19 protein-coding genes and 1 tRNA gene are annotated in these 24,055 nt (G+C 66.1%); 7 read left to right on the top strand and 13 right to left on the bottom strand.

Annotation, left to right across the window (positions count from 1 at the left end; all coding sequences use genetic code 11):
• Positions 1–269 precede the first annotated feature (269 nt).
• The 3 genes from JNJ68_RS19065 to JNJ68_RS19055 all read left to right on the top strand — a co-directional run bounded on the left by JNJ68_RS19065 (position 270) and on the right by JNJ68_RS19055 (position 1,166).
• Positions 270–343, top strand: a tRNA-Gly gene (locus tag JNJ68_RS19065).
• A gap of 68 nt (positions 344–411) precedes the next feature.
• On the top strand, positions 412–753 hold the full coding sequence (locus JNJ68_RS19060; protein WP_294985259.1) for a hypothetical protein: 342 nt from the start codon (positions 412–414) through the stop codon (positions 751–753).
• Positions 754–812: 59 nt separating this feature from the next.
• Entirely contained in the window at positions 813–1,166 is a 354-nt protein-coding gene (locus JNJ68_RS19055) for a RidA family protein (protein WP_294985256.1), read from the top strand.
• A 57-nt stretch (positions 1,167–1,223) separates the two neighbouring features.
• On the opposite strand, the gene pgi is transcribed toward JNJ68_RS19055, so the two are convergent.
• The 5 genes from pgi to JNJ68_RS19030 all read right to left on the bottom strand — a co-directional run bounded on the left by pgi (position 1,224) and on the right by JNJ68_RS19030 (position 6,421).
• Positions 1,224–2,819 carry a glucose-6-phosphate isomerase gene (gene pgi / locus JNJ68_RS19050; protein WP_294985253.1) on the bottom strand — a complete coding sequence of 532 codons (1,596 nt, stop codon included), beginning with the start codon at positions 2,817–2,819 and terminating at the stop codon, positions 1,224–1,226.
• Between the two features lie 2 nt (positions 2,820–2,821).
• Positions 2,822–3,493 (bottom strand): 6-phosphogluconolactonase, encoded by a 672-nt coding sequence (gene pgl, locus JNJ68_RS19045; protein WP_294985251.1) that lies wholly within the window; start codon positions 3,491–3,493, stop codon positions 2,822–2,824.
• Positions 3,490–4,944 carry a glucose-6-phosphate dehydrogenase gene (gene zwf, locus JNJ68_RS19040; RefSeq protein ID WP_294985248.1) on the bottom strand — a complete coding sequence of 485 codons (1,455 nt, stop codon included), beginning with the start codon at positions 4,942–4,944 and terminating at the stop codon, positions 3,490–3,492. Before zwf ends, pgl begins: the two co-directional genes overlap by 4 nt.
• Positions 4,945–5,049: 105 nt before the next feature.
• On the bottom strand, positions 5,050–5,781 hold the full coding sequence (locus JNJ68_RS19035) for an MgtC/SapB family protein (protein WP_294985245.1): 732 nt from the start codon (positions 5,779–5,781) through the stop codon (positions 5,050–5,052).
• A 55-nt stretch (positions 5,782–5,836) separates the two neighbouring features.
• On the bottom strand, positions 5,837–6,421 hold the full coding sequence (locus tag JNJ68_RS19030) for an HNH endonuclease (RefSeq protein ID WP_294985242.1): 585 nt from the start codon (positions 6,419–6,421) through the stop codon (positions 5,837–5,839).
• A 294-nt stretch (positions 6,422–6,715) separates the two neighbouring features.
• On the opposite strand from JNJ68_RS19030, the gene JNJ68_RS19025 reads away from it, so the two are divergent.
• Positions 6,716–7,174, top strand: a complete 459-nt coding sequence (locus JNJ68_RS19025; protein ID WP_294985239.1) for a lytic transglycosylase domain-containing protein — start codon at positions 6,716–6,718, stop codon at positions 7,172–7,174.
• A gap of 181 nt (positions 7,175–7,355) precedes the next feature.
• Here the strand turns inward: JNJ68_RS19025 and JNJ68_RS19020 are convergent, their stop codons facing one another.
• Genes JNJ68_RS19020 through JNJ68_RS18995 form a run of 6 tightly spaced genes read right to left on the bottom strand, consistent with a single transcriptional unit; the run spans position 7,356 to position 18,508 of the window.
• The gene (locus JNJ68_RS19020; protein ID WP_294985236.1) at positions 7,356–8,987 is read right to left on the bottom strand and encodes an alpha-D-glucose phosphate-specific phosphoglucomutase; all 1,632 of its coding nucleotides are present in this window, start codon (positions 8,985–8,987) and stop codon (positions 7,356–7,358) included.
• A 2-nt stretch (positions 8,988–8,989) separates the two neighbouring features.
• Positions 8,990–11,119, bottom strand: a complete 2,130-nt coding sequence (gene glgX, locus JNJ68_RS19015; protein WP_294985233.1) for a glycogen debranching protein GlgX — start codon at positions 11,117–11,119, stop codon at positions 8,990–8,992.
• A complete protein-coding gene (gene glgA / locus JNJ68_RS19010; protein WP_294985230.1) occupies positions 11,116–12,561 on the bottom strand; it encodes a glycogen synthase GlgA in 1,446 nt (481 codons plus the stop codon). Before glgA ends, glgX begins: the two co-directional genes overlap by 4 nt.
• A gap of 51 nt (positions 12,562–12,612) precedes the next feature.
• Positions 12,613–13,884 carry a glucose-1-phosphate adenylyltransferase gene (glgC, locus tag JNJ68_RS19005; protein ID WP_294985227.1) on the bottom strand — a complete coding sequence of 424 codons (1,272 nt, stop codon included), beginning with the start codon at positions 13,882–13,884 and terminating at the stop codon, positions 12,613–12,615.
• A 37-nt stretch (positions 13,885–13,921) separates the two neighbouring features.
• A complete protein-coding gene (glgB, locus tag JNJ68_RS19000; RefSeq protein WP_294985225.1) occupies positions 13,922–16,093 on the bottom strand; it encodes a 1,4-alpha-glucan branching protein GlgB in 2,172 nt (723 codons plus the stop codon).
• Between the two features lie 21 nt (positions 16,094–16,114).
• The gene (locus JNJ68_RS18995; protein ID WP_294985262.1) at positions 16,115–18,508 is read right to left on the bottom strand and encodes a glycogen/starch/alpha-glucan phosphorylase; all 2,394 of its coding nucleotides are present in this window, start codon (positions 18,506–18,508) and stop codon (positions 16,115–16,117) included.
• 291 nt (positions 18,509–18,799) lie between these two features.
• Between JNJ68_RS18995 and JNJ68_RS18990 the strand changes: the two genes are divergently transcribed.
• A complete protein-coding gene (locus JNJ68_RS18990; protein WP_294985222.1) occupies positions 18,800–18,997 on the top strand; it encodes a heavy metal-associated domain-containing protein in 198 nt (65 codons plus the stop codon).
• Positions 18,998–19,131: 134 nt separating this feature from the next.
• Here JNJ68_RS18990 and JNJ68_RS18985 read toward each other — a convergent pair whose 3' ends face one another.
• Together JNJ68_RS18985 and argE are read right to left on the bottom strand one after the other, a co-directional pair.
• The gene (locus JNJ68_RS18985) at positions 19,132–20,472 is read right to left on the bottom strand and encodes an FAD-binding oxidoreductase (RefSeq protein WP_294985219.1); all 1,341 of its coding nucleotides are present in this window, start codon (positions 20,470–20,472) and stop codon (positions 19,132–19,134) included.
• On the bottom strand, positions 20,469–21,626 hold the full coding sequence (gene argE, locus JNJ68_RS18980; protein WP_294985217.1) for an acetylornithine deacetylase: 1,158 nt from the start codon (positions 21,624–21,626) through the stop codon (positions 20,469–20,471). Before argE ends, JNJ68_RS18985 begins: the two co-directional genes overlap by 4 nt.
• 247 nt (positions 21,627–21,873) lie before the next feature.
• Here argE and JNJ68_RS18975 point away from each other — a divergent pair, with 247 nt between their 5' ends.
• A complete protein-coding gene (locus JNJ68_RS18975) occupies positions 21,874–22,896 on the top strand; it encodes an ABC transporter ATP-binding protein (RefSeq protein ID WP_294985214.1) in 1,023 nt (340 codons plus the stop codon).
• A complete protein-coding gene (locus JNJ68_RS18970; RefSeq protein ID WP_294985211.1) occupies positions 22,889–23,944 on the top strand; it encodes an oligopeptide/dipeptide ABC transporter ATP-binding protein in 1,056 nt (351 codons plus the stop codon). Before JNJ68_RS18975 ends, JNJ68_RS18970 begins: the two co-directional genes overlap by 8 nt.
• The last annotated feature ends 111 nt before the right edge of the window (positions 23,945–24,055 follow it).

Here is a 24,055-nt window from a genome sequence, read left to right as displayed (position 1 = left end):
CTATGCTGGGCCTCGGTCTCGAGAACCAGCCGCACGGCCCGCTCTCGCACTTCAGGGGAAAACTTGTTCGTGGTCTTGCTCATGATGCTCCATCCTACTCAGGAGTTGGAGCCTCCGACAAACCCAGTGCGGTTCATACCGCCGGAGCCAAAATCACCAAGGGCCCGTGAGCGATCACCGGGCCCTTGGTGTTTCCCGCCCGGGGCGACGGTGAAATCCCTCTCGACCGACTTGCCTTCATCCGCCGGAATGGCTAAATCGACCGGCGTGCGGGTGTAGCTCAATGGCAGAGCAGAAGCTTCCCAAGCTTACGACGAGGGTTCGATTCCCTTCACCCGCTCCATTCCTCCTCTCCGGTTGACACCGGCGCTTCCCCGCGGGACGCTTGCGTCACCCTCAGCGGAGCCGCCCATGTCCCCCCGTCTCGCCCTGCCCCTCTGCCTCGCCCTGCCTCTCTGCCTCGCCCTGCCTCTCTGCCTCGCCCTTGCCGCCTGCACCCAGGACTCCGGGCCGTCCGAGCCCTATGCCTTCGTCGGCCGCTGGGATTGCGGGGTCGATACCTTCACCTTCACCAACACCACCTATACAAACGGCTCCGACACCTACCGGATCGACAGCGTCAGCCGTGACGGGCGCAACTACACGCTGCGCTTCGCCAACGGCTATGTCATCGCGCTCGCCGCCGTGACCGATACGGGGCTCACCTGGGTTTCCGGCACTTCGGGCGACCAGTTCAACTGCCGCCGCCTGTAGGTCTTCCGTTCCGGCGCGGAACCGGCTAACCAGCCGCCGACGCCAACAGGAGAGACGCAATGAACACCGACATCACCCGTCACGGCACCGGCCCCCGCATGTCCGAGGCCGTAGCCTACAACGGCATCCTCTGGCTCGCGGGCCAGCTGGGCGAGCCCGGCGGCTCGGTCGCCGACCAGACCCGCCAGGCGCTGGCCGCCATCGACGCGATCCTCGCCAAGGCCGGGACCGACAAGACCCGTGTGCTGTCGGCCCAGATCTGGCTTGCGGACATGGCAACCTTCGCCGAGATGAACTCGGTCTGGGATACCTGGGTCCCGCAGGGCCACACCCCGGCCCGCGCAACCGGGGAAGCGAAGCTCGCGACGCCGGACTACAAGGTCGAAGTGATCGTCACCGTCGCGCTGAAGTAACTTCTGCCCGCAAGCCTTTGATATATGGACCAGCGCCGAAAGCTCTGGTCCTTTCCTTCAGCGCAGGAAATCCACCAGCGCCGCAGTGGACCCGTCCTTGCCGTCGGTCCCCGCCCTGCCCTCCAGCACCGGCTGCAGCGCAAGTGCCAGTTCCTTCCCCAGCTCAACACCCCACTGGTCGTAGGAGTTGATCCCGAGGATCACGCCTTCCACGAACACCCGGTGCTCGTAAAGGGCGATGATCTGGCCCAGCACGAAGGGTGTCAGCTGCTCATAGGCCAGCACCGTCGAGGGCCGGTTGCCCGGAAACACCCGGTGCCGGGCCTGCCGCTCCAGTTCGGCCCCCGTGGCCCCCTTCTTCGTCATGATCGCCCGCGCCTCGTCGAGGCTGCGGCCACGGAGCAGCGCCTCGGCCTGCGCCAGGCAGTTCGACACCAGCAGGAGGTGCTGGTGCGCCAGATCCGGCTCATGGCCCCGCTTCGCCACCAGGAACTCGCACGGCACCACCCGCGTCCCCTGGTGGATGAGCTGGTAGAAGGCGTGCTGCCCGTTCGTCCCCGGCTCGCCCCAGACCACCGGACCGGAGTTTGTCGTCAGATCCGACCCGTCGATCGCCACCCGCTTGCCGTTGCTCTCCATCTCCAGCTGCTGGAGATAGGCAGGAAGCCGTGCAAGCCGTTGATCATAAGGCAGAACCGCCCGCGTCGCATGGCCGCAGATCTGGTTGTGCCAGACCCCGACCAGAGCCAGCATCACCGGCATGTTCTGCGCAAAGGTCGCGGTCAGGAAATGCCGGTCCATCGCCCGGCCCCCGGCGAGGAATTCGTCGAACCGCTCCGGCCCGATGGCGATCATCAGGGCAAGGCCGATCGGCCCCCACATCGAATAGCGCCCGCCGACCCAGTCCTCGAACCCGAAAACCCGCGCTGGATCAATGCCATAGGCGGCGGTCTTGTCACCGGCGGTCGAGACGGCGGCAAACTGCGTCGCCGGATTCACGACCTTCGCCCCCATCCAGCGCTTCGCCGTGTCGGCATTGGTCATCGTCTCGATGGTGGTGAAGGTCTTCGAGGCGACGATCACCAGCGTCGTCTCCGGGTTCAGGCCCTTGAGCGTGTCATGGATATGCGCGCCGTCGACGTTAGAGACGAAATGGCAGCGCGGCCCGTCGGCATAAGGCGCCAGCGCAAGATAGGCCATCGCCGGGCCAAGGTCAGACCCGCCGATCCCGATGTTCACCACGTCGGTGATCCGGCCACCTTGCCCCTTGAACGCCCCGGACCGAACCTCGCGCGCGAAAGCCGCACAAGCCGCGCGGATGCGGCGCACCTCGGGCAGCACATCCGTGCCGTCGACCTTGATCACCGCCTCGTCCCCGGCGCGCAAGGCCACATGCAGGACCGCCCGGCCCTCGGTGACGTTGACCTTCTCGCCCCCGAACATCGCCGCCCGCTTGCCTGCCACATCCGAGGCCTCGGCCAGTCGCACCAGCGCCGCGCGGGTCGCGGCGTCGATATTGGTCTTGGAATAGTCGAACAGCATCCCGTCGGCTTTCACCGAGAAGTCCCCGGACCGGTCTTCATCAAACAGATCAAGGATATGCCGGCCATTGTTCACATCGTGAAGCCGCTGCAACTCAGCCCATTTCGTCATGGCTACTCCGCCCAATGCACGGTTGCGTTGTCAAGGACGGCGCGCACCGGCGCCTCCATCGGGGTCAGGGTCATCGCGCGTTCCAGCGCCGCGCGTTTCTCTGCGCCGGTGATCAGGATGTGGATGTTGAACGCCTCGCGCAGCACCGGCGCGGTAAGGGTGATGCGCGGCTCTCCCGCTGCCTCGGCCCGCATCGGCAGAAGGATCGGCGCACTGGCAGACAGGGCCTCCTCCAGCCGGTCCGCGCCCGGGAAAAGGCTCGCGGTATGCATGTCGGCCCCCATGCCCAGCAGCAGCACCGAAATCGGCAGATAGGGCCTCAGCCCGTCTTCCAGCGCCGCCAGCATCTCCTCCGGCTCCTCCGCCGGGGCATAGAGCGGGACCAGCCGCGCCTGCGCCGCGCGCCCTCTCAGCAGCCGTTCGCGCACCAGTCGCGTGTTCGACCGTTCCGACGATTCAGGTACCCAGCGTTCGTCGTTCAGCACCACCGCGACATTGGCCCAGTCGAGGTCCACCCCCGACAAAGTGTCGAAGATCGGCCCCGGCGTCGTTCCCCCCGGCACCGAGAGCGTCGCCTTCCCCTCCCGCCGCAGGAAATCGGCCAGTTGACCGGCGATCACATTCGCCAGCCCCAGCATCAGGAACTCTCGGTCCGGATAGGTCTCCAGCTTCATTCGCGTATCTCCCGCCAGCGCCGCCCGTCGCGGTGCATCAGCATCAACGCATCCTCCGGGCCCGAGGATCCGGGGTCATAGGTCTGCGGCCTGTCGCCCCGAGCCTCCCAGCCCTGGATGATCGGATCGGTCCAGGCCCAGGCGGCCTCCACCTCGTCGCCGCGCATGAACAGCGTCTGGTTGCCCCGGATCACGTCCATGATCAACCGCTCATAGGCGTCCGGCACATCCTCGGCCACCTCTCCCAGCGCATCGGCGAAGCTCATGTCCAAGGGCACCTGCATCAGCCGCATGCCCCCGGGCCCGGGCTCCTTGATCATCACCATCAGATCCATGCCCTCGTTCGGCTGCAACCGGATGACAAGTACATTCTCGTGCCAGCCGGTCGCGTCGTCGAAGATCGCATGCGGAGGCTGCTTGAAGGTGATCGCGATCTCCGAGGCCCGCGCCCGAAGCCGCTTGCCCGTCCGCAGGTAGAACGGCACGCCCTGCCAGCGCCAGTTCGACACCTGCACCTTCAGCGCGATATAGCTTTCCGTCCGGCTCGCGGGGTTCTCGGCATGGCTCACATAGGCCGCCTCGCCCTTCCCCGCCCCGTATTGCCCCCGGACGATATCCTCCGGCCCCACCGGCTTCAGCGCGCGGATCACCTTCAACTTCTCGTCCCGCACGGCATCCGGGTCGAAATGATACGGCGGCTCCATCGCGATCAGGCAAAGCAGCTGCATCAGGTGGTTCTGCACCATGTCCCGCATCGCGCCGGACTTGTCGTAATAGGCCCCGCGCCCGTCGACCCCCACCGTCTCGGCCACGGTAATCTGGACGTGATCGATGTATTCGGCCTTCCACAAGGGCTCGAACAGGATATTGGCGAACCGCACCGCCATCAGGTTCTGAACCGTCTCTTTCCCAAGGTAATGGTCGATCCGGTAGATCTGCGTTTCGTTGAAATGCTTGGCCAGCACCTCGTTCAAGGCCTTCGCGCTCGCCAGATCGCGCCCGAAGGGCTTCTCCACCACGATCCGGCTCCAGGCGTCCGCGATCCCGTTCTCGGACAGCCGCTGCGCGATGTCGCCGAAGAGGCTGGGCGCGACCGAGAAATAGAAGGCCCTGACCACGTTCTCGCGCATCAGCGCCTTCAGCGCGGCCCAGCCGCCCGTCCCCGTCGCGTCGATCGGGACATAGCGGATACGGCCCAGAAAGGCCTCGATCTCCGCCGCGTCCTGCCGCGCCTTCGGCACGAATTCCGCGATCGCCGCCCGCACCTGCTCGCGGAAGGCTTCGTCCGTCAGTTCCGCCCGCGCCGCACCGATGATCCGGCTCTCCGCCGGCATCTGGCCCGCCAGGAAGCGCCGGTAGAGCCCCGGCAGGATCTTGCGCCGCGCCAGGTCGCCGGTGGCGCCGAAGATCACAAGGTCGAAGACATCCACCGGAATGACACGCGAAACCATGACCGTCTCCCTGGAGGGCGCTGTTAGCGCTAACGGCGCCGTCTTACAGCCTGCACGCGCCCCTGTCTAGCATTGGTGCGTAACGGGGGGAACCTGCGGCGCGGCTCAGCCGTCCTCCAGCGCCTCCCAGCGCACCCGCATCAGCCCCGGCTCGGCGGCAAGCCGCTGCACGGCCTGCTCCAGCCCGACCTCGCCTACCGCTTCCGCCGTCACCGTGGCCGACAGGTCCAGAAGCTGCCCCTCGCCCGTCGCCACCCCGATTTCCGAGATATGCAGCCCCCCCAGCGACAGCGTCCGCAGCATCAGGCTGCGCACCGCGGCCTCTTGCGCCGGGTCCACACCTATCTGCACCCGATAGGCCCGGATCACCGGCACCCCCGCCCTTGTATAGCGTTTCAGAAGCTTGACCAGCGGGCGCAGGCCAAGGTTCACGAAGACCACCAATCCTGTCAGCAGCAGCGCCAGGTCCCAGGACCCGGCCCCCGCCATCATGCCCACCCCCGCCGAACACCACAGCGTCGCCGCCGTGTTCAGCCCGTGGATGTTGAACCCGTCGCGAAAGATGATCCCGGCGCCCAGAAAGCCGATCCCCGACACGATCTGCGCCGCGACCCTTGTATGGCTGACCTCGTCGGGGAAGAGGCCCGAGAAGATCACGAACCCCGCCGCCCCCAGCGAGACCAGCGCATTGGTCCGAAGACCCGCCATCCGCTGCCGGACCTGCCGCTCCGAGCCGATGACGGCCCCGCAGGCCAGCGCCGTGAACATATGCACCGCCGCCGCCTGCAAACTGACATCCATGATCCGCTCCCCGTCCAGAAGCGGCCAGAAGATCACCGGGCAGCGGATTTGTGAAGCTTTTGTAACGGCATCATGACAGCCGGGGCCGACATCAGGCCTCCAGCTCGGCATCCCAGTACAGGTAGTCCATCCAGCTTTCGTGCAGGTGGTTCGGCGGGAAGCGGCGGCCATGCGCCTGCATCTCCTCGGCCGTCGGCGCCCGAGGCGGGCGGCGCAGGGTCAACCCCGACTGCTTCAGCGTCCGCGAGCCCTTGCGCAGGTTGCAGGGGCTGCACGCCGCGACCACGTTCTCCCAGGCGGTGATGCCGCCGCGCGACCGGGGCAACACATGGTCGAAGGTCAGGTCGCCCTTCGCGCCGCAATACTGGCAGCAGAATTCGTCCCGCAGGAAAAGATTGAAGCGCGTGAAGGCCACGCGCTTCTGGGGTCTTACGAATTCCTTCAGGACCACCACGGAGGGTATCCTGAACTCCTGCCTCTGACTATGGACCACCGCGTCATATTCGGCGACGATCTGCACCCTGTCCAGGAAAGCCGCCTTGATCGCCTCCTGCCAGGGCCACAGCGATAGCGGGTAATAGGACAGCGGGCGATAGTCAGCGTTCAGCACCAGCGCAGGATAGTGCTTCAGCGACGCGGGATCGCGCACGAACTGGGTTCTGAAATCGCCGTCCATCTACGTCATAGACTCCGCGCTTCTCCCGTCAGCCACCAGCCAGCAGGGCGGGAGTCCCGCCCCGTTACCCGAAACTATATCTGGCGTTTCTGCCATGGCAACCCCCAAGCGCGTGATCGCCTCCGGCGTTCTCCACAGCGTTTTGCACCGGCCGGGTAACATGGCGATGACGCAAGAGCGCGGGCCGGAACCCGTCGCCGTGCCGCTTCCCGCCAATGCGCTGCCCGCAGGGTTGCGAAGGCCACCCGGCCCCGCTAACCCTCGCCTGTCGGAACCGAAAAAGGCCTGCCTCCCATGCCCGTAACCCGTCGCAGCCTGCTGCTTTGCGCCGCCGCCGCCCTCGCCGCCTGCGGCCGGAAGCCCGAACCCGCCAGCCGCGCGCCCATGGCGCCCGGTGCCACACCCGAGATGCTGGCGCTGGTGCACAAATATGCGGGCATCCACGACATCCCGGAAAGCCTGCTCCACCGCGTCATCCAGCGCGAAAGCGGCTACAACCCTGGCGCGCGGAACGGCCCCTATTACGGGCTGATGCAGATCCTGCCGCAAACCGCCAAGACTATGGGCTACCAGGGCCCGCCCGAGGGCCTGCTCGATGCCGAGACCAACCTGATGTATGCCGGGAAATACCTGCGCGGTGCCTGGCTCGTGTCGGGCGGGTCCGAGGACCGCGCCGTGATGTGGTATGCCAAGGGCTATTATTATGAGGCCAAGCGCAAGGGATTGCTGGAAGAAACCGGCCTCAGGACCTGATCAGCCGGCCTTCCGCGCAGGCTGTGGCCCGCGCCCTGCCTCCCCCTGTCACCCCCGCGCAGGCGGGGGCCCAAGGCCTCTCCCCCGCTCTCCGCTTCGGATTAAGATTTCCTGAACGCCCACGCGCAAGGCATTGGCTTGCAAGGATTATCCAGTTTTGTCCACCGTGGACAGAAGCGCCTCAGGTCACCACATCCGGCTCACGCCGGCCGGTATGCCCCTCGATCGCCGCGATCCCATGCGCCGCCCGGATCACCGGGGCCAGTGCTTCCTGGGCATCCAGATCAAGGCCACCCGGCCCGCCCGCATAGCGCTCCAGATAGACCCGCAAGGTCGCCCCCTCGGTCCCGGTCCCCGACAGCCGGTAGACGATCCGCGAGCCGTCCTCGAACAGCACCCTCACGCCCTGCTTCTGGCTGACCGACCCGTCCACCGGATCGGTATAGGCGAAGTCATCCGCCGCCTGAACCGTCATCCCCTCGACGACCGTCCCCGGCAGCCCGGCAAGCGACCCCCGCAAGGCCGCCATCATCGCATCGGCCTTCCCGGTCTCGATCGCCTCGAAGTCATGCCGACTGTAATAGTTCCGCCCGTACTTCGCCCAGTGTTCCCCCAGGATCGCCGCCACCGACTGCTTCCTGACCGCCAGGATGTTCAGCCACAGCAGCACCGCCCAAAGCCCGTCCTTCTCGCGCACATGGTCCGACCCGGTGCCGAAGCTCTCCTCGCCGCAGATCGTCGCCTTCCCGGCGTCCAGGAGGTTCCCGAAGAACTTCCACCCCGTCGGCGTCTCGAACTTCCCGATCCCCAGGGCCTCTGCCACCCGGTCGGCGGCGGCCGAGGTCGGCATCGACCGCGCCACCCCCTTCAACCCGGCCTTGTAGCCCGGCGCCAGATGCGCATTCGCCGCCAGCACCGCCAGACTATCGGACGGCGAGACATAGATCCCTCGCCCCACCACCATGTTGCGGTCCCCGTCCCCATCAGACGCCGCCCCGAAGTCCGGGGCCACATCCGAGAACATCTCGTCCATCAGCGCCTTGGCCCAGGTCGGGTTCGGGTCGGGGTGCATGCCCCCGAAATCCGGCAGCGGGGTCGCATTCACGCAAGTCCCCTTCGGCGCACCGAGGCGGTTTTCCAGGATTTCCACCGCATAGGGGCCGGTGACGGCGCACATGGAATCAATTCGCATCCGGAACCCTCCGGCGAACATCGCGCGGATCGCGGGGAAGTCGAACAGGCTCTCCATCAGCGCGGCGTAGTCGCTGACCGGGTCGACCACATCGACCACCATCGCCCCCAGCTGATGCCGACCGACCCGCGAGAGGTCCACATCCTGCGCTTCCAGCATCTTGTACTCGGTGATCTCGGTCGTCCGCTTGTACATCGCCTCGGTCACGCCCTCCGGCGCAGGCCCGCCGTTCGGCATGTTGAACTTGACCCCGAAATCCTCCTCCGGCCCGCCGGGGTTGTGGCTGGCCGACATGATGATCCCTCCGTCGGTCTTGTTCAGCCGGATCAGGTGGCTGGCGGCGGGCGTCGACAGGATCGCCCCCTGCCCCACGATCACCCGCGCCGCCCCGTTCGCCGTCGCCATCCGCAGGATCACCTGTGCCGCGCGGTCGTTGAAGTACCGGCCATCCCCACCCAGCACGAAGGTCTTCCCCGCCGCCCCCACCACGTCGAAGATCGACTGGACGAAGTTCTCCAGATAATGCCGTCCCATGAAGACCGGGGTCTTCTTGCGCAACCCGCTGGTCCCAGGCTTCTGGCCCGCAATCGGTTGCGTCGCGACAGTGGTGATCTGGGTCATGGTCAAACTCCCTTGGGCTCGCCGGTTTTCGACCGGAAGAGAAGAACGCAATGCGCCGGGGCTTCGGTGTAGGAGGTGGCGGGCAGCCCGCCCTCGGGCAGGTCGGGCCTTGTCGTGTCCAGCAACAATTCCCACCCCACCGCCGTTTCCGGCAGGTGCAGAGGCGTCGCGGCACCGGTGTTGAAGACGGCGAAGACCGCCTCGGGGTTCGGATCGCCGCCTTCCGCCGCCATCCGCAACTCGACGCAGAGGCAGCGGAAGGCCGGGTCGTGCCATTCCTCGGACTGCGGCACCGTGCCGTTCGCCCGCCGCCAGATGACATCCGGGATCTGGTCCGCGGCCCGTTCCCGTGCATGCAGGAACCGGCGCTGGCGCAACACCGGCAACGAACGGCGCAGGGCCGAGAGCCGCTCGACAAAGCCCTGCAACGCGCGGTCGCGCGTGGACCAGTCGATCCAGGAGGTCTCGTTGTCCTGGGCATAGGCGTTGTTGTTGCCGCCCTGGCTGTGGCCGATCTCGTCTCCCGCAAGCAGCATCGGCACGCCCTGGCTCAGCATCAGCGTGGCGAGCAGGTTCCGCTTTCGCAACCCGCGCGCCGCCAGGACCTTTGCGTCCTTCGTCGGCCCCTCGACGCCAAGGTTGTCCGAGTGGTTCTCGTGATGGCCATCCCGGTTGTCCTCGCCATTGGCGAAGTTGCGCTTGATCGTGTAGCTGACCAGATCCTCCAGCGTGAACCCGTCATGGCTGGTGACGAAATTGACCGATGAGGTCGCCGCCCGACCGGAGTGATCGAACCGTTCCGCGCTGCCCAGCAACCGGGCGGCAAGGTCGCGGGTCAGACCGGCGTCACCCTTCCAGAACCGCCGCACCCCGTCCCGGAAGCGGTCGTTCCATTCCAGGAACGGATGCGGATAGGCGCCGAGCTGGTAGCCGCCGGGGCCGATGTCCCAGGGCTCGGCGATCAGCTTCACCCGACTCAGCACCGGGTCCTGCCGGATCGCATCGAAAAACCCGCCGTTCGGGTCGAACCCGTGCTGTTCGCGACCCAGCACGGTCGCAAGGTCGAAGCGGAAGCCGTCGACATGGGTCATCTCGACCCAGTAGCGCAACGAATCCATCACCATCCGCAGAACCATCGGATGCGTCAGGTTCAGCGTGTTGCCGGTCCCCGCGTCATTGGCATAAGTTCGCCCGCCCCCGGACAGGCGGTAATAGCTGGCGTTGTCCAGCCCGCGAAAGCTGACCGTCGGCCCCCATTCGTCACCCTCGGCCGTGTGGTTGTAGACCACATCCAGGATCACCTCGATCCCGCCCGCGTGAAAGCGGCGGACCATGGTCTGGAACTCCCACAGCGCGCCCTGGCTCATGTAGCGCGGTTCGGGGGCGAAGAAGGCCAGCGTGTTGTAGCCCCAATGGTTCCTCAAGCCCTTCGACACGAGGAAACGGTCGTCGATACAGGCCTGCACCGGCAACAATTCGATCGCGGTGACGCCCAGCCGGTGCAGATGGTCGATGACCGGGTCCGAGGACAGGCCCAGATAGGTGCCGCGCAGGCCCTTGTCGACCTGCGGGTGCCGCGCCGTCATCGACTTGACATGCGCTTCGTAGATCAGGGTTTCTGCACGCGGCGTGCGCGGCGCCTGGTCGTTGCCCCAGGTGAACGAGGCGTCGGTGACGATCGCCTTCGGCACCGCAAAGGCACTGTCACGGGTATCGAAGCTCAGGTCGCCGCGGGGACTGCCGATCTTGTAGCCCATCAGCGCGTCCGACCATTTCAGGCGCCCCTCCAGCGTGCGGGCGTAAGGGTCCAAGAGCAGCTTGTTCGGGTTGAAGCGATGCCCGCGTTCCGGCGCATAGGGCCCGTGTGCCCGGAAGCCGTAGACGGCGCCCACGGTCAGGCCGCCCACATGGATATGCCAGATGTCACCATCGCGGTCGGTGATCGCCAGGCGCGCCATCTCCTTGCGGCCATCGGGGGTAAAAAGGCACAACTCGATCCGTTCGGCATGGGCCGAGAAGACGGCGAAGTTCACCCCGTCGCCGGTGAGGCTCGCCCCCATCGGCCAGGGGCGGCCAGGGCTGACCGCATGGCCGTGCAGCCGGGCGGGCAACGAGACGGACTGGGGTGTCACGCCGTCAGCCTTTCATACAGGCTGGCATAGGCCCTGGCCGAGGTTTCCCAGCCGACCGGATGCGCCATGGCATTGGCCCGCAGTTTTGCCCAGAGCTTCGGCTGGTGGTAAATCTCCAGCAGCTGTGCCAGCGCCTTGCCGAAAGCCAGCGCATCGACCGGATGGAAGGTCATGCCGGTCGCGGCCCCCGCCGCAAGGGTCGCCGGGTTGGCACCGATCACCGTGTCGGCAAGTCCCCCCACCAGCGAAACCACGGGCAGCGTGCCATAGCGCAATCCATACATCTGGGTCAGGCCGCAGGGCTCGAACCGGCTCGGGACCAGCACGGCGTCCGCCCCGGCGAACAGCCGGTGGCTCAACCCTTCGTCATAGCCGATCCGCACCGCCACCCGGCCCGGGAAGCGGGCGGCCAGGTTGCGCATGGCGCCCTCCATGCCCGGATCGCCGGAGCCAAGCACGATCAGCCCGCCCCCGCCCAGAACGAACTCCGGGATTACCGCAGGCAAAAGGTCGATGCCCTTCTGGTCGGTCAGGCGGCTGACGACGATGGCCAGCGGCCCCGGCACCTCCAGCCCGAACTCCTCGGACAGCCGCGCCCGCGCCACGGCCTTGCCCGCAACCGCCTTGCGGTCGTAGGCCGGGTCCTCCTGCGACGGGTCCCAGACCCCGGTATCCACCCCGTTCAGGATGCCCGACACCACCGGCCCCCGCGCTGCAATCACCCCTTGCAGCCCCATGCCGAACTCGGGGCGCATCAGTTCCTCGGCATAGCTGGGCGATACGGTGGTGATCCAGTCCGCCGTCACCAGCGCCGCCTTCAGGCTGGAGATGCCGCCGTAATATTCCAGCGCGTCCGGGTGGAAGGCATGGCCCGGCAGGCGCAGCACCCCCAGCATATGCGCCGGCGCCCAGCCCTGGAAGGCGATGTTGTGAATGGTGATGACCGTCTTTACCCCGCCCGAGCCGTGATAGGCCAGATAGGCGGGCGCGAACCCCGCCTGCCAGTCATGCGCATGCAGGATGTCGGGCTTCCACTCCGTCAGCCCCTCGCGCGCGATGCGGGCACCGACCCAGGACAGGGCGGCAAAGCGGATCGCATTGTCGGGGTGTTCGCCAGCAGGGCCGGAATAGGGCCCACCCTCCCGGTCATAGAGGTGCGGCGCATCCAGCAGCAGAAGCGGCACGCCCTCGACGCGGCCCTCCAGGACGCGGCCCGGTCCGCCCCAGAGATCGGCCTCCTCCCAGACCACGGGCCAGTCCTTCGCCTGCGCCCGCAACGCGCGATAGGCGGGCAGCAGCACCCGCATGTCCCAGCCGGTACCCGCCAGCGCCCCGGGCAGCGCGCCGACCACATCCGCAAGCCCCCCGGTCTTGACCAGCGGAACACATTCAGACGCCACCGACAGAACCCGACCGCCCATGACCCTCGCCTTTCGCTGCATTCCACCCGGCGGGGGTAGACCTCCCGCCGGGCAAGGTCCAGTGCCCGCCGTTCAGCCCAGGGCCTTGGCCCGGGCGTTCAGCATGTCCTGGGTGATCAGCACGATCCCCCCTTCCGAGCGGCGGAACCACTTGGCGTCTTCCTCGGCGTCGTCGCCGATGACCAGTCCTTCGGGGATCACCACCCCCCGGTCGATCACGCAATTCTTCAACTGCGCCTTTCGACCAACCTCGACCTGCGGCAGCGCCACCACATATTCGAGGCTGGAGTAACTGTGCGTCCTGACTCCGGTGAACAGCAGGCTGTTCGACACCGCCGAGCCCGAGACGATGCAATCCCCCGACACCAGCGACGATACCGCCGAGCCCCTCCGCCCGTCCTCGTCATGGATGAACTTCGCGGGCGGCACGATCTCGGCATAGGTCCAGATCGGCCAGGCGCTGTCATAGATGTCGAGCTTCGGGATGAAATCCGTCAGGTCGATGTTCGCCTGCCAGAAGGCGTCGATGGTCCCGACGTCGCGCCAGTAGGGTTCGGTCTCAAGGCCGCTCATCACGCAGCTGTCGGCAAACTTGTGCGCCACAGCCTTGCCGTTCCTCACGATATGCGGGATCAGGTCGAAGCCGAAGTCGTGGCTGGAATTGTCGTCCTGCATGTCGCGGATCAGAAGATCGCGCAGGAAGGCCCAGTCGAAGACATAGATCCCCATCGAGGCCAGCGCATGATCCGGATCGCCGGGAATGGCGGGCGGGTCCTTGGGCTTTTCCAGGAAATCGGTGATCCGCATCGTCTTGTCGACATGCATGACCCCGAAGGCCGATGCCTCCTTGCGCGGGACGGTCAGGCAGCCGATGGTCACGTCCGCCCCGGCCTCGACATGCTGGCGCAGCATGATCTCGTAATCCATCTTGTAGATGTGGTCGCCCGCCAGCACGATCACGTACTTGATCCCGTAGCTGTCGATGATGTCGATGTTCTGCGCGATGGCATCCGCCGTGCCACGGTACCAGTTGACCTCATCCATCCGCTGCGAGGCAGGCAGGATGTCCAGGTATTCGTTCCGCTCCGCCCGGAAGAAGCCCCAGCCGCGCTGCACATGGCGGATCAGCGAATGCGCCTTGTACTGCGTGGCGATCGCCATCTTGCGGATGCCCGAATTCAGCGCATTCGACAGGGCGAAGTCGATGATCCGGGTCTTGCCGCCGAAATAGACCGCCGGTTTCGCGCGCCGGTCGGTCAGTTCCTTCAACCGGCTGCCGCGCCCCCCCGCCAGCACGAAGGCCATTGCCTGCGAAGACAGGCGCTGGTTCGGTCTTGCTTTCATCGTCTTCCCTCCCCTTTTGGCGGTTCGCCCGCCGAAATCAGTCCTGTTGCAGATAGAGTGCCGACAAGGGCGGCAACGTGAGCAGCGCGGATTGCGTCCGGCCATGCCAGGGCGTCTTCTCCGTCGTGACCCCTCCCAGGTTGCCACGATTGCCTCCGCCATAGACCTCGGCGTCGGTGTTCAGGATTTCCGTCCACTTGCCCGCATGCGGCAGGCCCAGCCGGTACTTCCGCTCCAGCGGAGTCATGTTGACCACCGCCACCACCGGCTTGTCTTCGGCATTGCCCTTCCGCACCCAGGCATAGACCCCGGCCTCGGCGTCGTTCGATTCGATCCACTCGAAACCCTCGGGCCGCGTATCGTTGACATGCAGCGCCCGCGTCTCGCGGTAGACCCGGTTCAGGTCGCGCACCAGTCGCTGCATGCCGCGATGTTCAGCAATATCAAGCTGGTGCCAGTCGAGGCTCTGGTTGTGGTTCCACTCCGCGCCTTGGGCGAACTCCTGCCCCATGAACAGAAGCTTCTTTCCCGGATGCGCCCACATGAAGCCGTAATAGGCCCGCAGGTTGGCGAATTTTTCCCAGGCATTGCCCGGCATCTTCGACAGCATGCTGCCCTTGCCGTGCACCACCTCGTCATGGCTGATCGGCAGGATGTAGTTCTCCGACCAGGCATAGACGAGGCCGAAGGTCATCTGGTGGTGGTGGTATTTCCGATAGACGGGATCGCGCTGCATGTAGGACAGCGTGTCGTTCATCCAGCCCATGTTCCACTTGAACCCGAAGCCAAGGCCCCCCCAGTTGGCCGGTCGCGACACGCCCGGAAAGGCCGTCGATTCCTCGGCGATGGTCATGATTCCCGGGCATTCGCCATAGGCGGTGATGTTGGTCGACCGCAGCACGTCGATCGCTTCGTAATTCTCGCGCCCGCCGTCCTTGTTCGGCACCCATTCGCCCTGCTTGCGGCTGTAGTCGCGGTAGAGCATCGAGGCCACCGCATCCACCCGCAGCCCGTCGACGTGGTATTCCTCCAGCCAATACAAGGCGTTGGAGACGAGGTAGTTCTTCACCTCGACCCGGCCATAGTTGTAGATCAGGGTATTCCAGTCCTGATGAAACCCCTCGCGCGGGTCCTGGTGTTCATAAAGCGCGGTCCCGTCGAACCGGCCCAGCCCGTGCGGATCGGTCGGGAAATGCCCCGGCACCCAATCGAGAATGACCCCCAGCCCCTTGCGGTGCGCCGCATCGACGAAGGCGCGGAATTCCGAAGGCGTGCCATGCCGGATCGTGGGGGCGAACATGCCGACCGGCTGATAGCCCCAGGAGCCATCGAACGGATACTCGCTGACCGGCAGGCATTCGATATGGGTGAAGCCCATGTCGGCGGCGTAGTCCACCAGCTGCTCGGCCAGCTCCTGATAGCTCAGCATCCGGTTCCCCGGCGCGCGCTTCCAGGACGCCAGGTGCACCTCATAGACCGAAATCGGCGCGTCCGTCGTGTGCTTCTCGGCGCGCGAGCCCATCCAGTCGCCATCGCCCCAGTCGCCCCGGATTGTCCTGACGACAGAAGCATTTGCAGGCGGATGTTCAGACCCGAACCCCACCGGATCGGCCTTCAGCGGCATCACCGCGCCGCCCGGCCCCTTGATCTCGTACTTGTAGGACGTGCCCTCGCCAAGACCGGGGATGAAGATCTCCCACACCCCCGTCGCGCCCCTCCGGCGCATCGGGGTCCGCCGTCCGTCCCAGACGTTGAAATCGCCCACGACCGAAACACGCTCGGCATTGGGTGCCCAGACGGCGAAGTGCACGCCTTCGACGCCCTCATGCTCGATCACATGCGCGCCGAGCGCCTGCCACAGCCGACGGTGGCTGCCCTCGCCCAGCAGGTATTCATCCATCTCGCCCAGGACCGGGCCGAAACGATAGGGGTCCTCGAATTCCCATGTGGCGCCATGGCCTTCCGCGCGAAACCTGTAGTTCGCCTTCCGCGCCATCCCATGCGTGAAGAGCCCCGGGCACCCCGGATAGCCCTCCGCCTCGGCCACCGTCTTGCCCGCGATCACCCACAGCCGCTCCGCCCCCGGCACGAAGGCGCGCACCTCCCAGCCCTTCGCCACCTTGTGCAGCCCCAGCACCCCGAACGGATCGCCGTGCCAGCCCCCGGCAATCGCCTCGGCCGCGCCCCTGTCCAATGTCGTCTCGGCCATGCTCTCCTCCCCGAAAGCGCGTCAGAGTGCGGATGTCGCCTGCCAGATCTCGTCCATGTAGCTCCGGATCGTGCGGTCCGACGAAAAGAACCCGCTGCGCGCGGTGTTCAGCGCCGCCATCTTCCACCAACGTTCCGGATCGGCATAGGCCTTGTCGACCTCACCCTGCGCCGCGTGATAGGCGGCAAAGTCCGAGGCGACCAGGAAATAGTCCGAATGCCACATGCCATGCACCAGACCATGATACCGCCCCGGCTCGTCGGGTGAGAACCGGCCTTCGGCGATCATCTGCAAGACGTCCATCAGGGGCTGGCTCGCCTCGATCGCTTTCTTGGCGTGTTCGGGGTCTTCCCTGCGCTTCTGGACCTCTTCCGCCGTCAGCCCGAACAGGAAGAAGTTCTCCGCGCCGACCTCCTGCAAAATCTCGACATTCGCGCCGTCGAGCGTGCCGATGGTCACGGCCCCGTTCATCATGAACTTCATGTTCCCGGTGCCGGACGCCTCCTTCCCCGCCGTGGAAATCTGCTCCGACAGGTCCGACGCCGGGATCACCCGCTCCGCCATCGTCACGTTGTAGTTCGGCGGATAGACGATCTTCAGCAGGTCGCCCGTCACCGGGTCAGCATTCACAACCACCGCCACGTCATTGATAAGTCGGATGATTTCCTTCGCCACCGCATAACCCGGCGCCGCCTTGCCCCCGAAAACCTTGACCCGCGGCACCCATCCTGCCTTCGGGTTCGACCGCACCCGGTGCCAATGGGCGATCGTCTCCAGAATGTTCAGCAGCTGTCGCTTGTATTCGTGGATGCGCTTGATCTGCACGTCGAACAGCGCATCGGGCGAAACGGCGATGCCCATCTCGCGCCCGATCCAGTTGGACAGCGCCACCTTGTTCTCGCGCTTAGCTGCGGCAAACTCGGTCCGGAAGCCGGCATCCGCCACATGCGGCTCCAGCTCGCGCAGGCGGTCGAGGTCAGCCTCCCAACCGCTCCCGATGGACTTCGTGATCAGCGCCGACAGCGGCCGGTTCGCCATCCGCAGCCAGCGGCGCGGGGTCACGCCGTTGGTCTCGTTGATGATCCGCCCCGGATGCAGAAGGTTCAGCTCGGGGAACAGGTTCTGCTTGACCAGATCGGAATGCAGCGCCGAGACGCCATTCACCTTGTGGCTCATGATGAAGGCCAGTTCCCCCATCCGCACTTCCTGGTGCTTCACGATCCCCACATAATGCGGCCGGTTCGGATAGGCGCGGCGGTGCCAGCTGTCGATCCGCTCGACGATCTGCATGTGACGCGGCAGCACGTTGCCGAAGGTGAAAGTCGCCCATTTCTCCAGCGCTTCCGGCAAAAGCGTGTGATTGGTATAGCCCAGGCAGGCCCGCGCGATGGTCAGCGCTTCGTCAAACGGCAGCCCATGCTCGTCCGACAGCAGACGGATCAGCTCCGGCCCTGCGATTGCCGGATGGGTGTCGTTCATCTGGATCGCCACATGCCGGGGCAAGGCGCGCAGGTCGGAATGGTTCGACAGATAGCGCCGCAGGATGTCCTGCAAGGCCGCCGAGGTCAGGAAGAACTCCTGCTTCAGCCGCAATTCCTTGCCCTGGTAGGTGGTGTCATCGGGATAAAGCACCCGGCTCAGCGTCCGCGCCAGCGTCTCCGGCTCCGCCGCAGCTGCGTAGTCGCCCCGGTTGAATCGTTCGAGATCGAAGTTCCGCGTCCCCTTCGCCCCCCAGAGCCGCAGCGTGTTGGCCCATTTCCCCTGCCAGCCGATCACCGGCGTGTCGAAGGCCTCTGCCGTCACCGTCTCCTGCGGCACCCAGATTTCGCGCCCGTCGCGGGTCTCGACATTGCCCTTGAAACCCACGGTATAGGCGCTTTCGGGCCGGGCGAATTCCCATGGATGCGCCTGCGCCAGCCAGTTCTCCGGCGTTTCGACCTGGCGGCCCTGGTCGAAATGCTGGCGGAAGAGGCCATGCTCGTAGCGGATGCCGTAGCCATAGGCCGGGCAACCCAGCGTGGCCATCGATTCCATGAAACAGGCGGCCAGCCGCCCCAGGCCGCCATTCCCCAGCGCTGCATCGGGCTCGTCATCAATCACCGCCCGGATGTCCTGGCCGAAATGCGCCATCGCCTCGGCAGCCATGTCGTAAAGGCCAAGGTTGATCATCGCATCCTCCAGGATGCGGCCGATCAGGAATTCCATCGACAGGTAGTAGACGCGCTTCCTGTCCTCGGCCCAGGTGCGGCGGGTCGAGGCGAACCAGGGCTCGACGATCTGGTCGCGGATTGCATGGCTCAGCGCCATCCGCCAGTCATGCGCGCTGGCATGGGGCGCGTCCTTGCCGACGGTAAAGGTCAGGTGGCGCAGGATGCTGGCCTGCAGGATGTTCGGGGTCACGCTCAGATCGGTCACGGTCTTGTCCAGCAAGGTCTTCTCCCGGGAAAGCCTAAGCGCCGGGGAACGGCGGTCAAGCCAGCTTTCGATAGCGGCGCGTCAACAAGCTTCGCCGCCCCGCACGAGTCGGCTATTGTTACCGCAAACATTGCTTCCTTGTAGGGGCTTTAAAGCGATTTGGAAACTGGCTGTCAGAGGATTCTGCACAGTTTCGGTCATGCTTGTCACATCGGGTGCGGGTTGTCTTGGCCGGGGGCCTTGACGCGGGCGCGAAGCTCTGGGCCAATCGGGGGTACGAGAGGACCCGCCATGACCACGCTTTCCGTTCCGGACATGAACTGCAACCACTGCAAGGCCACGGTGGAAGCCGCGCTCGGCGCCGTTCCCGAAGCCGGTGCCGTGACGGTCGACCTGACCAGCCGCAAGGTCGAGGTCACGGGCCCCGCCCCCGCCGCCGCGCTGATCCAGGCACTGGACAAGGCGGGCTACCCGGCCACCATCGCTTAGACCGCAATGGCCTTTTGCAGAAGCGCATTCGGGACAGGATCGAACGCTGCATCACTAGATAAGTCCAGGAATTCTCAATAAAATTCCTGGACTTCCGATCGGACTGGCCGTTCCCGACAGGCCTCATTCTGTCCTTATAGGCTTGGGCCCGGCTCGATCCGGCTGCCATCGCTGAACCGCGACAGGCGGAACCGGCTCAGGTCGTGCCCGATGGGCCGACCCGTCACCAGATCCGCCACCACCCGCCCCATGCCCGGCCCGATGCCGAAGCCATGCCCGCTCATCCCCGTGGCAATGGTCAGGCCGGGGATCGCCGCATGGTCCACTACCGGCACCACATCCGGCAGGCTGTCGATCATCCCCGCCCATGCGGTCTTCAGCTTCGGCCGCCCCAGCGCGGGGAAAGCCTTGGCGAAACTGTCCTGCACCTCGGCCAGCGTTTGCAGGTTCGGCGGGGGGTTCAGGATGCGCTGACGCTCGAAGGGGCTGATCCCGTCCAGCGCCCAGTGGCGCGGCGTGCCCCAGGCATCAGGAAAGCCTTTCGGGGCCATGAGACGGAAGTTGGTGGAGCGGAAATCCTTTTTCAGCACAGGCAGATAGACGCCGAAGCTCCGAAACGCATCCCGACCGATGAAGAAGTCATGCCGCGACCCCGGAGCGATGGAATACCCCCCGTCCGCCCGCCTGCGGAAGGCGAAGTCGTCGTCCGCCGCATTGCCCGCGAAGACCTCCGGCATCGGCTCGGTCGCCGCGACCGAGGCCAGCACCGAAAGCTGCGGGATGCTCACCCCGTGCTGCCCCAGGAACAACCGCGACCAGGCCCCCGCCGCGACCACAACATGATCACAAGCGATCCGCCCCGCCTCGGTCACCACCCCCGCAACCTTGCCCGCCGCCAGGTCCAGCCCCCGCACCGCACAGGCCTCGCGGATCACCACGCCCTTCTCCTCCGCCGCCGCCGCCAGCGCGGGCACCGCCACCCAGGGCTCGGCCCGCGCATCCGACGCGGTGAACAGCCCGCCTTTCCACGGCGCCGCGGCCCCCTTCAGCATCGCCATCGTCTCGCCGACCGTCAGCAGCCGCGTGTCCAGTTGATGCGCGCGGGAATGTTCGGTCCAGGCCTCGAAGCCCGCGATCTCGGCCTCGGTCTTCGCCAGATACAGCACCCCGGTCTGCCGGAACCCCAGCGCATCGCCCATCTCCGCCGCCAGCCGCTTCCAGATCGCCAGGCTCTCCACCATGATCGGCAACTCGCCGGGGTCGCGCCCCTGCTGGCGCACCCAGCCCCAGTTGCGGCTCGACTGCTCCCCCGCGATCCGGCCCTTTTCGCACAGGACCACCGACAGGCCCTTCTCGCGCAGGAACCAGGCGGTCATCACCCCGATCACGCCCCCGCCCACCACCACCACATCCGCACGCGGCGGCAGGGCGGCACCGAACCGCACCGGCGAGGCCTCCGAAATCGGAAAGCTCATCCCAGCCGCTCCAGAAGCCGCTCCATGAACCTTTGCCCGGCAAGGAACTCGCTCACCTCCAGATATTCGTCCGGCTGGTGCGCCTGGGCGATGTCGCCCGGCCCGCAGACCACCGCCGAATAGCCCGCGTCCTGGAACTGCCCGGCCTCGGTGCCATAGGACACCACCCCCGTCGCATTCTCCCCCGTCAGCGCACAGGCCAGCGCCTCGGCCTCTCCGCCCACCTCGGGACGCAGCGCCGAGACGTCGAAGAACCGGTCCAGATGCACTCCCGCCTCGGGCCGCTGCGCCTTCAGCGCCGCATCCAGCCGCTCGGCCTCGGCGCGGAACGCCCCGGCACGTGCCTCGACATCGTCATCCGGCACGCAGCGCATCTCCACCGCGAAGCGGCAGTCGGCGGCGGTGATGTTGTCCGCCGTTCCGCCCTGGATGCGGCCCACATGCATGGTCGTGAACGGCGGGTGGAACCGTCCCCCGACCGACCCGCGCGGCGCCGCCTGGATTGCGGCGTTCTGATCGTTGATCCACTGGATCAGCCGCGCCGCCTCCATCACCGCCGAAACCCCCTCGGGCAGAAGCGAGGAATGCACCTCATAGCCCTTCACATGCACGTTGTAGCCGGTGCCGCCCTTGTGGCCGGTGATCACCTTCATCCGCGACGGCTCGCCAATCAGCGCCGCCGTGCCCTTCGGCAGCAGCTCCTGCATCGTCTTGATCATCGGCGGCGCGCCCGTGCAGCCCAGTTCCTCGTCATAGGACAAGGCGAGCTGCAAGGGCCGCGCCACTCCGCGCCTTTGCGCCTCGACCAAAGCCCAGACCGCCAGTGCGACATACCCTTTCATGTCGCAGGTGCCGCGCCCGTAAAGCCGCCCGTCCCGCTCGACCACCACCCAGGGGTCCGAGGTCCAGGCCTGCCCGTCCACCGGCACCACGTCGGAATGGCCCGACAAGACCACCGCGCCTTCCACCCAGGGCCCGGCATGGCCGATCAGCGCCGCCTTCTGCCGGTCCTCGTTCCAGTGCCGGAAGCATTTCACCCCCTGCCCCGCAAGATAGCCCTCCAGCCAGTCGACCAGCGCCAGGTTCGACCCGCGGCTGACGGTGGGGAAATTGACCAGCTGGTCCAGAATCTGACGCGGCGTCAGCACATCCATCGCAAGGTCCCCTGCCAAATCTATATCTGGTAGCCAGCCTGTGGCCGGGGGGCGGGCAAGTCAATATCTGGCAGAATGACGCACGCATCCGGCATTCTGCTGCGTGGGCACTGTGGAATCGCACGGCAAATCGGGATTGATAGAAGGCCAAGAATCGGAAAGAGTTGACCGCAAGGCGGCACCCTCAAGCTGTCAGGCTGAAAACAGCAAACAATAACAAGACTTAAGAAGTCGCGGGGAGTATTGAATGGCCGAGCCGGCCGCGTCCGTCCTTGATGTCAGGGACCTCAAGACCGTTTTCCGCACCCGCGGCGGCGAAATACATGCCGTCAACGATGTGAACTTCCATCTCAAGCCGGGGGAACTGCTGGGCGTCGTGGGCGAAAGCGGCTCGGGCAAGTCCGTGACCATGATGTCGCTCCTGCGGCTCCTGCCCGCTCCCCCCGCGGAAATCCGCTCCGGCAAGGTGCTCCTGAACGGCAAGGACCTGCTGGCGATGTCGGATGAAGAGTTGCGCACGGTCCGTGGTGCAAAGATCGGCTTCGTCTTCCAGGACCCGATGACCTCGCTGAACCCGGTCTTCACCCTGGGTAACCAGATCATGGAGCCCCTGATTAAGCACCTGAAGATGTCGAAGGTCCAGGCCGAGGCCCGGGCGGTCGAGCTTCTGGAACTGGTCGGCATCCCCGATGCCCGCCGCCGCCTCTACCAGTATCCGCACCAGTTCTCCGGGGGCATGCGGCAGCGGGTGATGATCGCCATCGCGCTCGCTTGCGACCCCGACGTGCTGATCGCGGACGAGCCCACCACCGCGCTCGACGTCACCATCCAGGCACAGATCCTGGAACTGGTGAAAGAGTTGCGCCGCAAGCTTGGCATGGCGATCATCTGGATCACCCATGATCTTGGCGTCATCGCGGGCATCGCCGACCGGGTGATGGTGATGTACGGCGGCCAGATTGTCGAACACGCTCCGGTGAGGGAGCTGTTCGCCAACCCGCAGCACCCCTACACCCGCGCCCTCCTCCAGACCATCCCGCGCATCACCGGACCGCGCGACACGCGGCTGAAGGTGATCGAGGGCCAACCGCCGATCCTCAATGCACCGCTCACGGCCTGCCCGTTCCGCGCCCGCTGCGAATACCGCTTCGACACCTGCGATGCCGTCAACCCGGCGCGCCGCGCCATCGACGCCCAGCCCATCGGCCAGGGCCACGATGTCGCCTGCCACTGGCACGCCCCTGCAAGGCAGGAGCCCGCCCATGCTTGACGCCGCGCCCGCGCCGCTGGTCCAGGTGCAGGACCTGAAGATGCACTTCCCGATCTATACCGGGCTCTTCCGCAAGCACACCGGCGACGTGAAGGCGGTGGACGGTGTGTCCTTCGACATCATGGCCGGGCAGACCCTTGGCCTTGTCGGCGAATCCGGCTGCGGCAAGTCGACCGTGGGCCGCGCCATCCTGCGGCTTTATGAGCCGACCGCAGGCCGCGTCGTGATCGACGGAGACGACGTGGCGAAGCTGGCCCCCGAGCCGCTCCGCCGCAAGCGCCCGACGATGCAGATGGTGTTCCAGGATCCGCAGGCCAGCCTGAACCCCCGGATGACGCTGGCGGAAATCGTCAGCGAGCCGCTGGATGAACACACCAGTTGGACACGCGACCAGAAGCTGGAACGGGTCTACGAACTGATGGATCAGGTCGGCCTCAACCGCCGCTTCGTGAACCGCTTCCCGCATGAGTTTTCCGGTGGCCAGCGCCAGCGCATCGGCATCGCCCGCGCCCTGGCGCTGAAACCCCGCTTCATCGTCTGCGACGAACCGATCGCCGCGCTTGACGTGTCGATCCAGGCCCAGGTGGTGAACCTCTTGGAAGACCTGCAAGAGAAACTGGGGCTCACCTACCTCTTCATCAGCCATGACCTCAGCATGGTCCGCCACCTCGCGCAGCGCGTGGCTGTCATGTACCTGGGCCGGATTGCCGAGCTGTCGCCCTCGAAGGACCTCTACCGCCGCCCCTTGCACCCCTATGCCGAGGCACTGCTGTCGGCGGTCAACGAACCCGACCCCGAGCTTGCCTCCCGCCGCAACCGCATCATCCTCAAGGGCGACGTGCCCTCTCCTGCGAACCCGCCAAAAGGCTGCAACTTCTGCACCCGCTGCCCGAAGGTCATGGACATCTGCCGCAGCATCAAGCCCGACCTGATCGAAGCCGAGCCCGGCCGCCTGGTCGCCTGCCACCTTTACGGAACAACAACCGCCGCCGGATCAACCGGCGCATCCGAGGCTAACGAGCGTAACCAACAAGGAGAGACCCGATGAAAATGAGAGCCGCCCTTCTGGGCGCAGTGGCCGTGATGGGGCTTGCCCCCGCGGCCTTTGCCGATCGCGGCACCGACGGCGAGGTGAAGCTCACCTTCCCGCAGGCCGTGT

Origin of the sequence: Tabrizicola sp., from assembly GCF_016793705.1 — a bacterium.
GTDB lineage: Bacteria > Pseudomonadota > Alphaproteobacteria > Rhodobacterales > Rhodobacteraceae > Tabrizicola.
The sequence above is the reverse complement of the archived record's forward strand: the minus strand, read 5'-3'. Positions and strand labels throughout refer to the sequence as shown.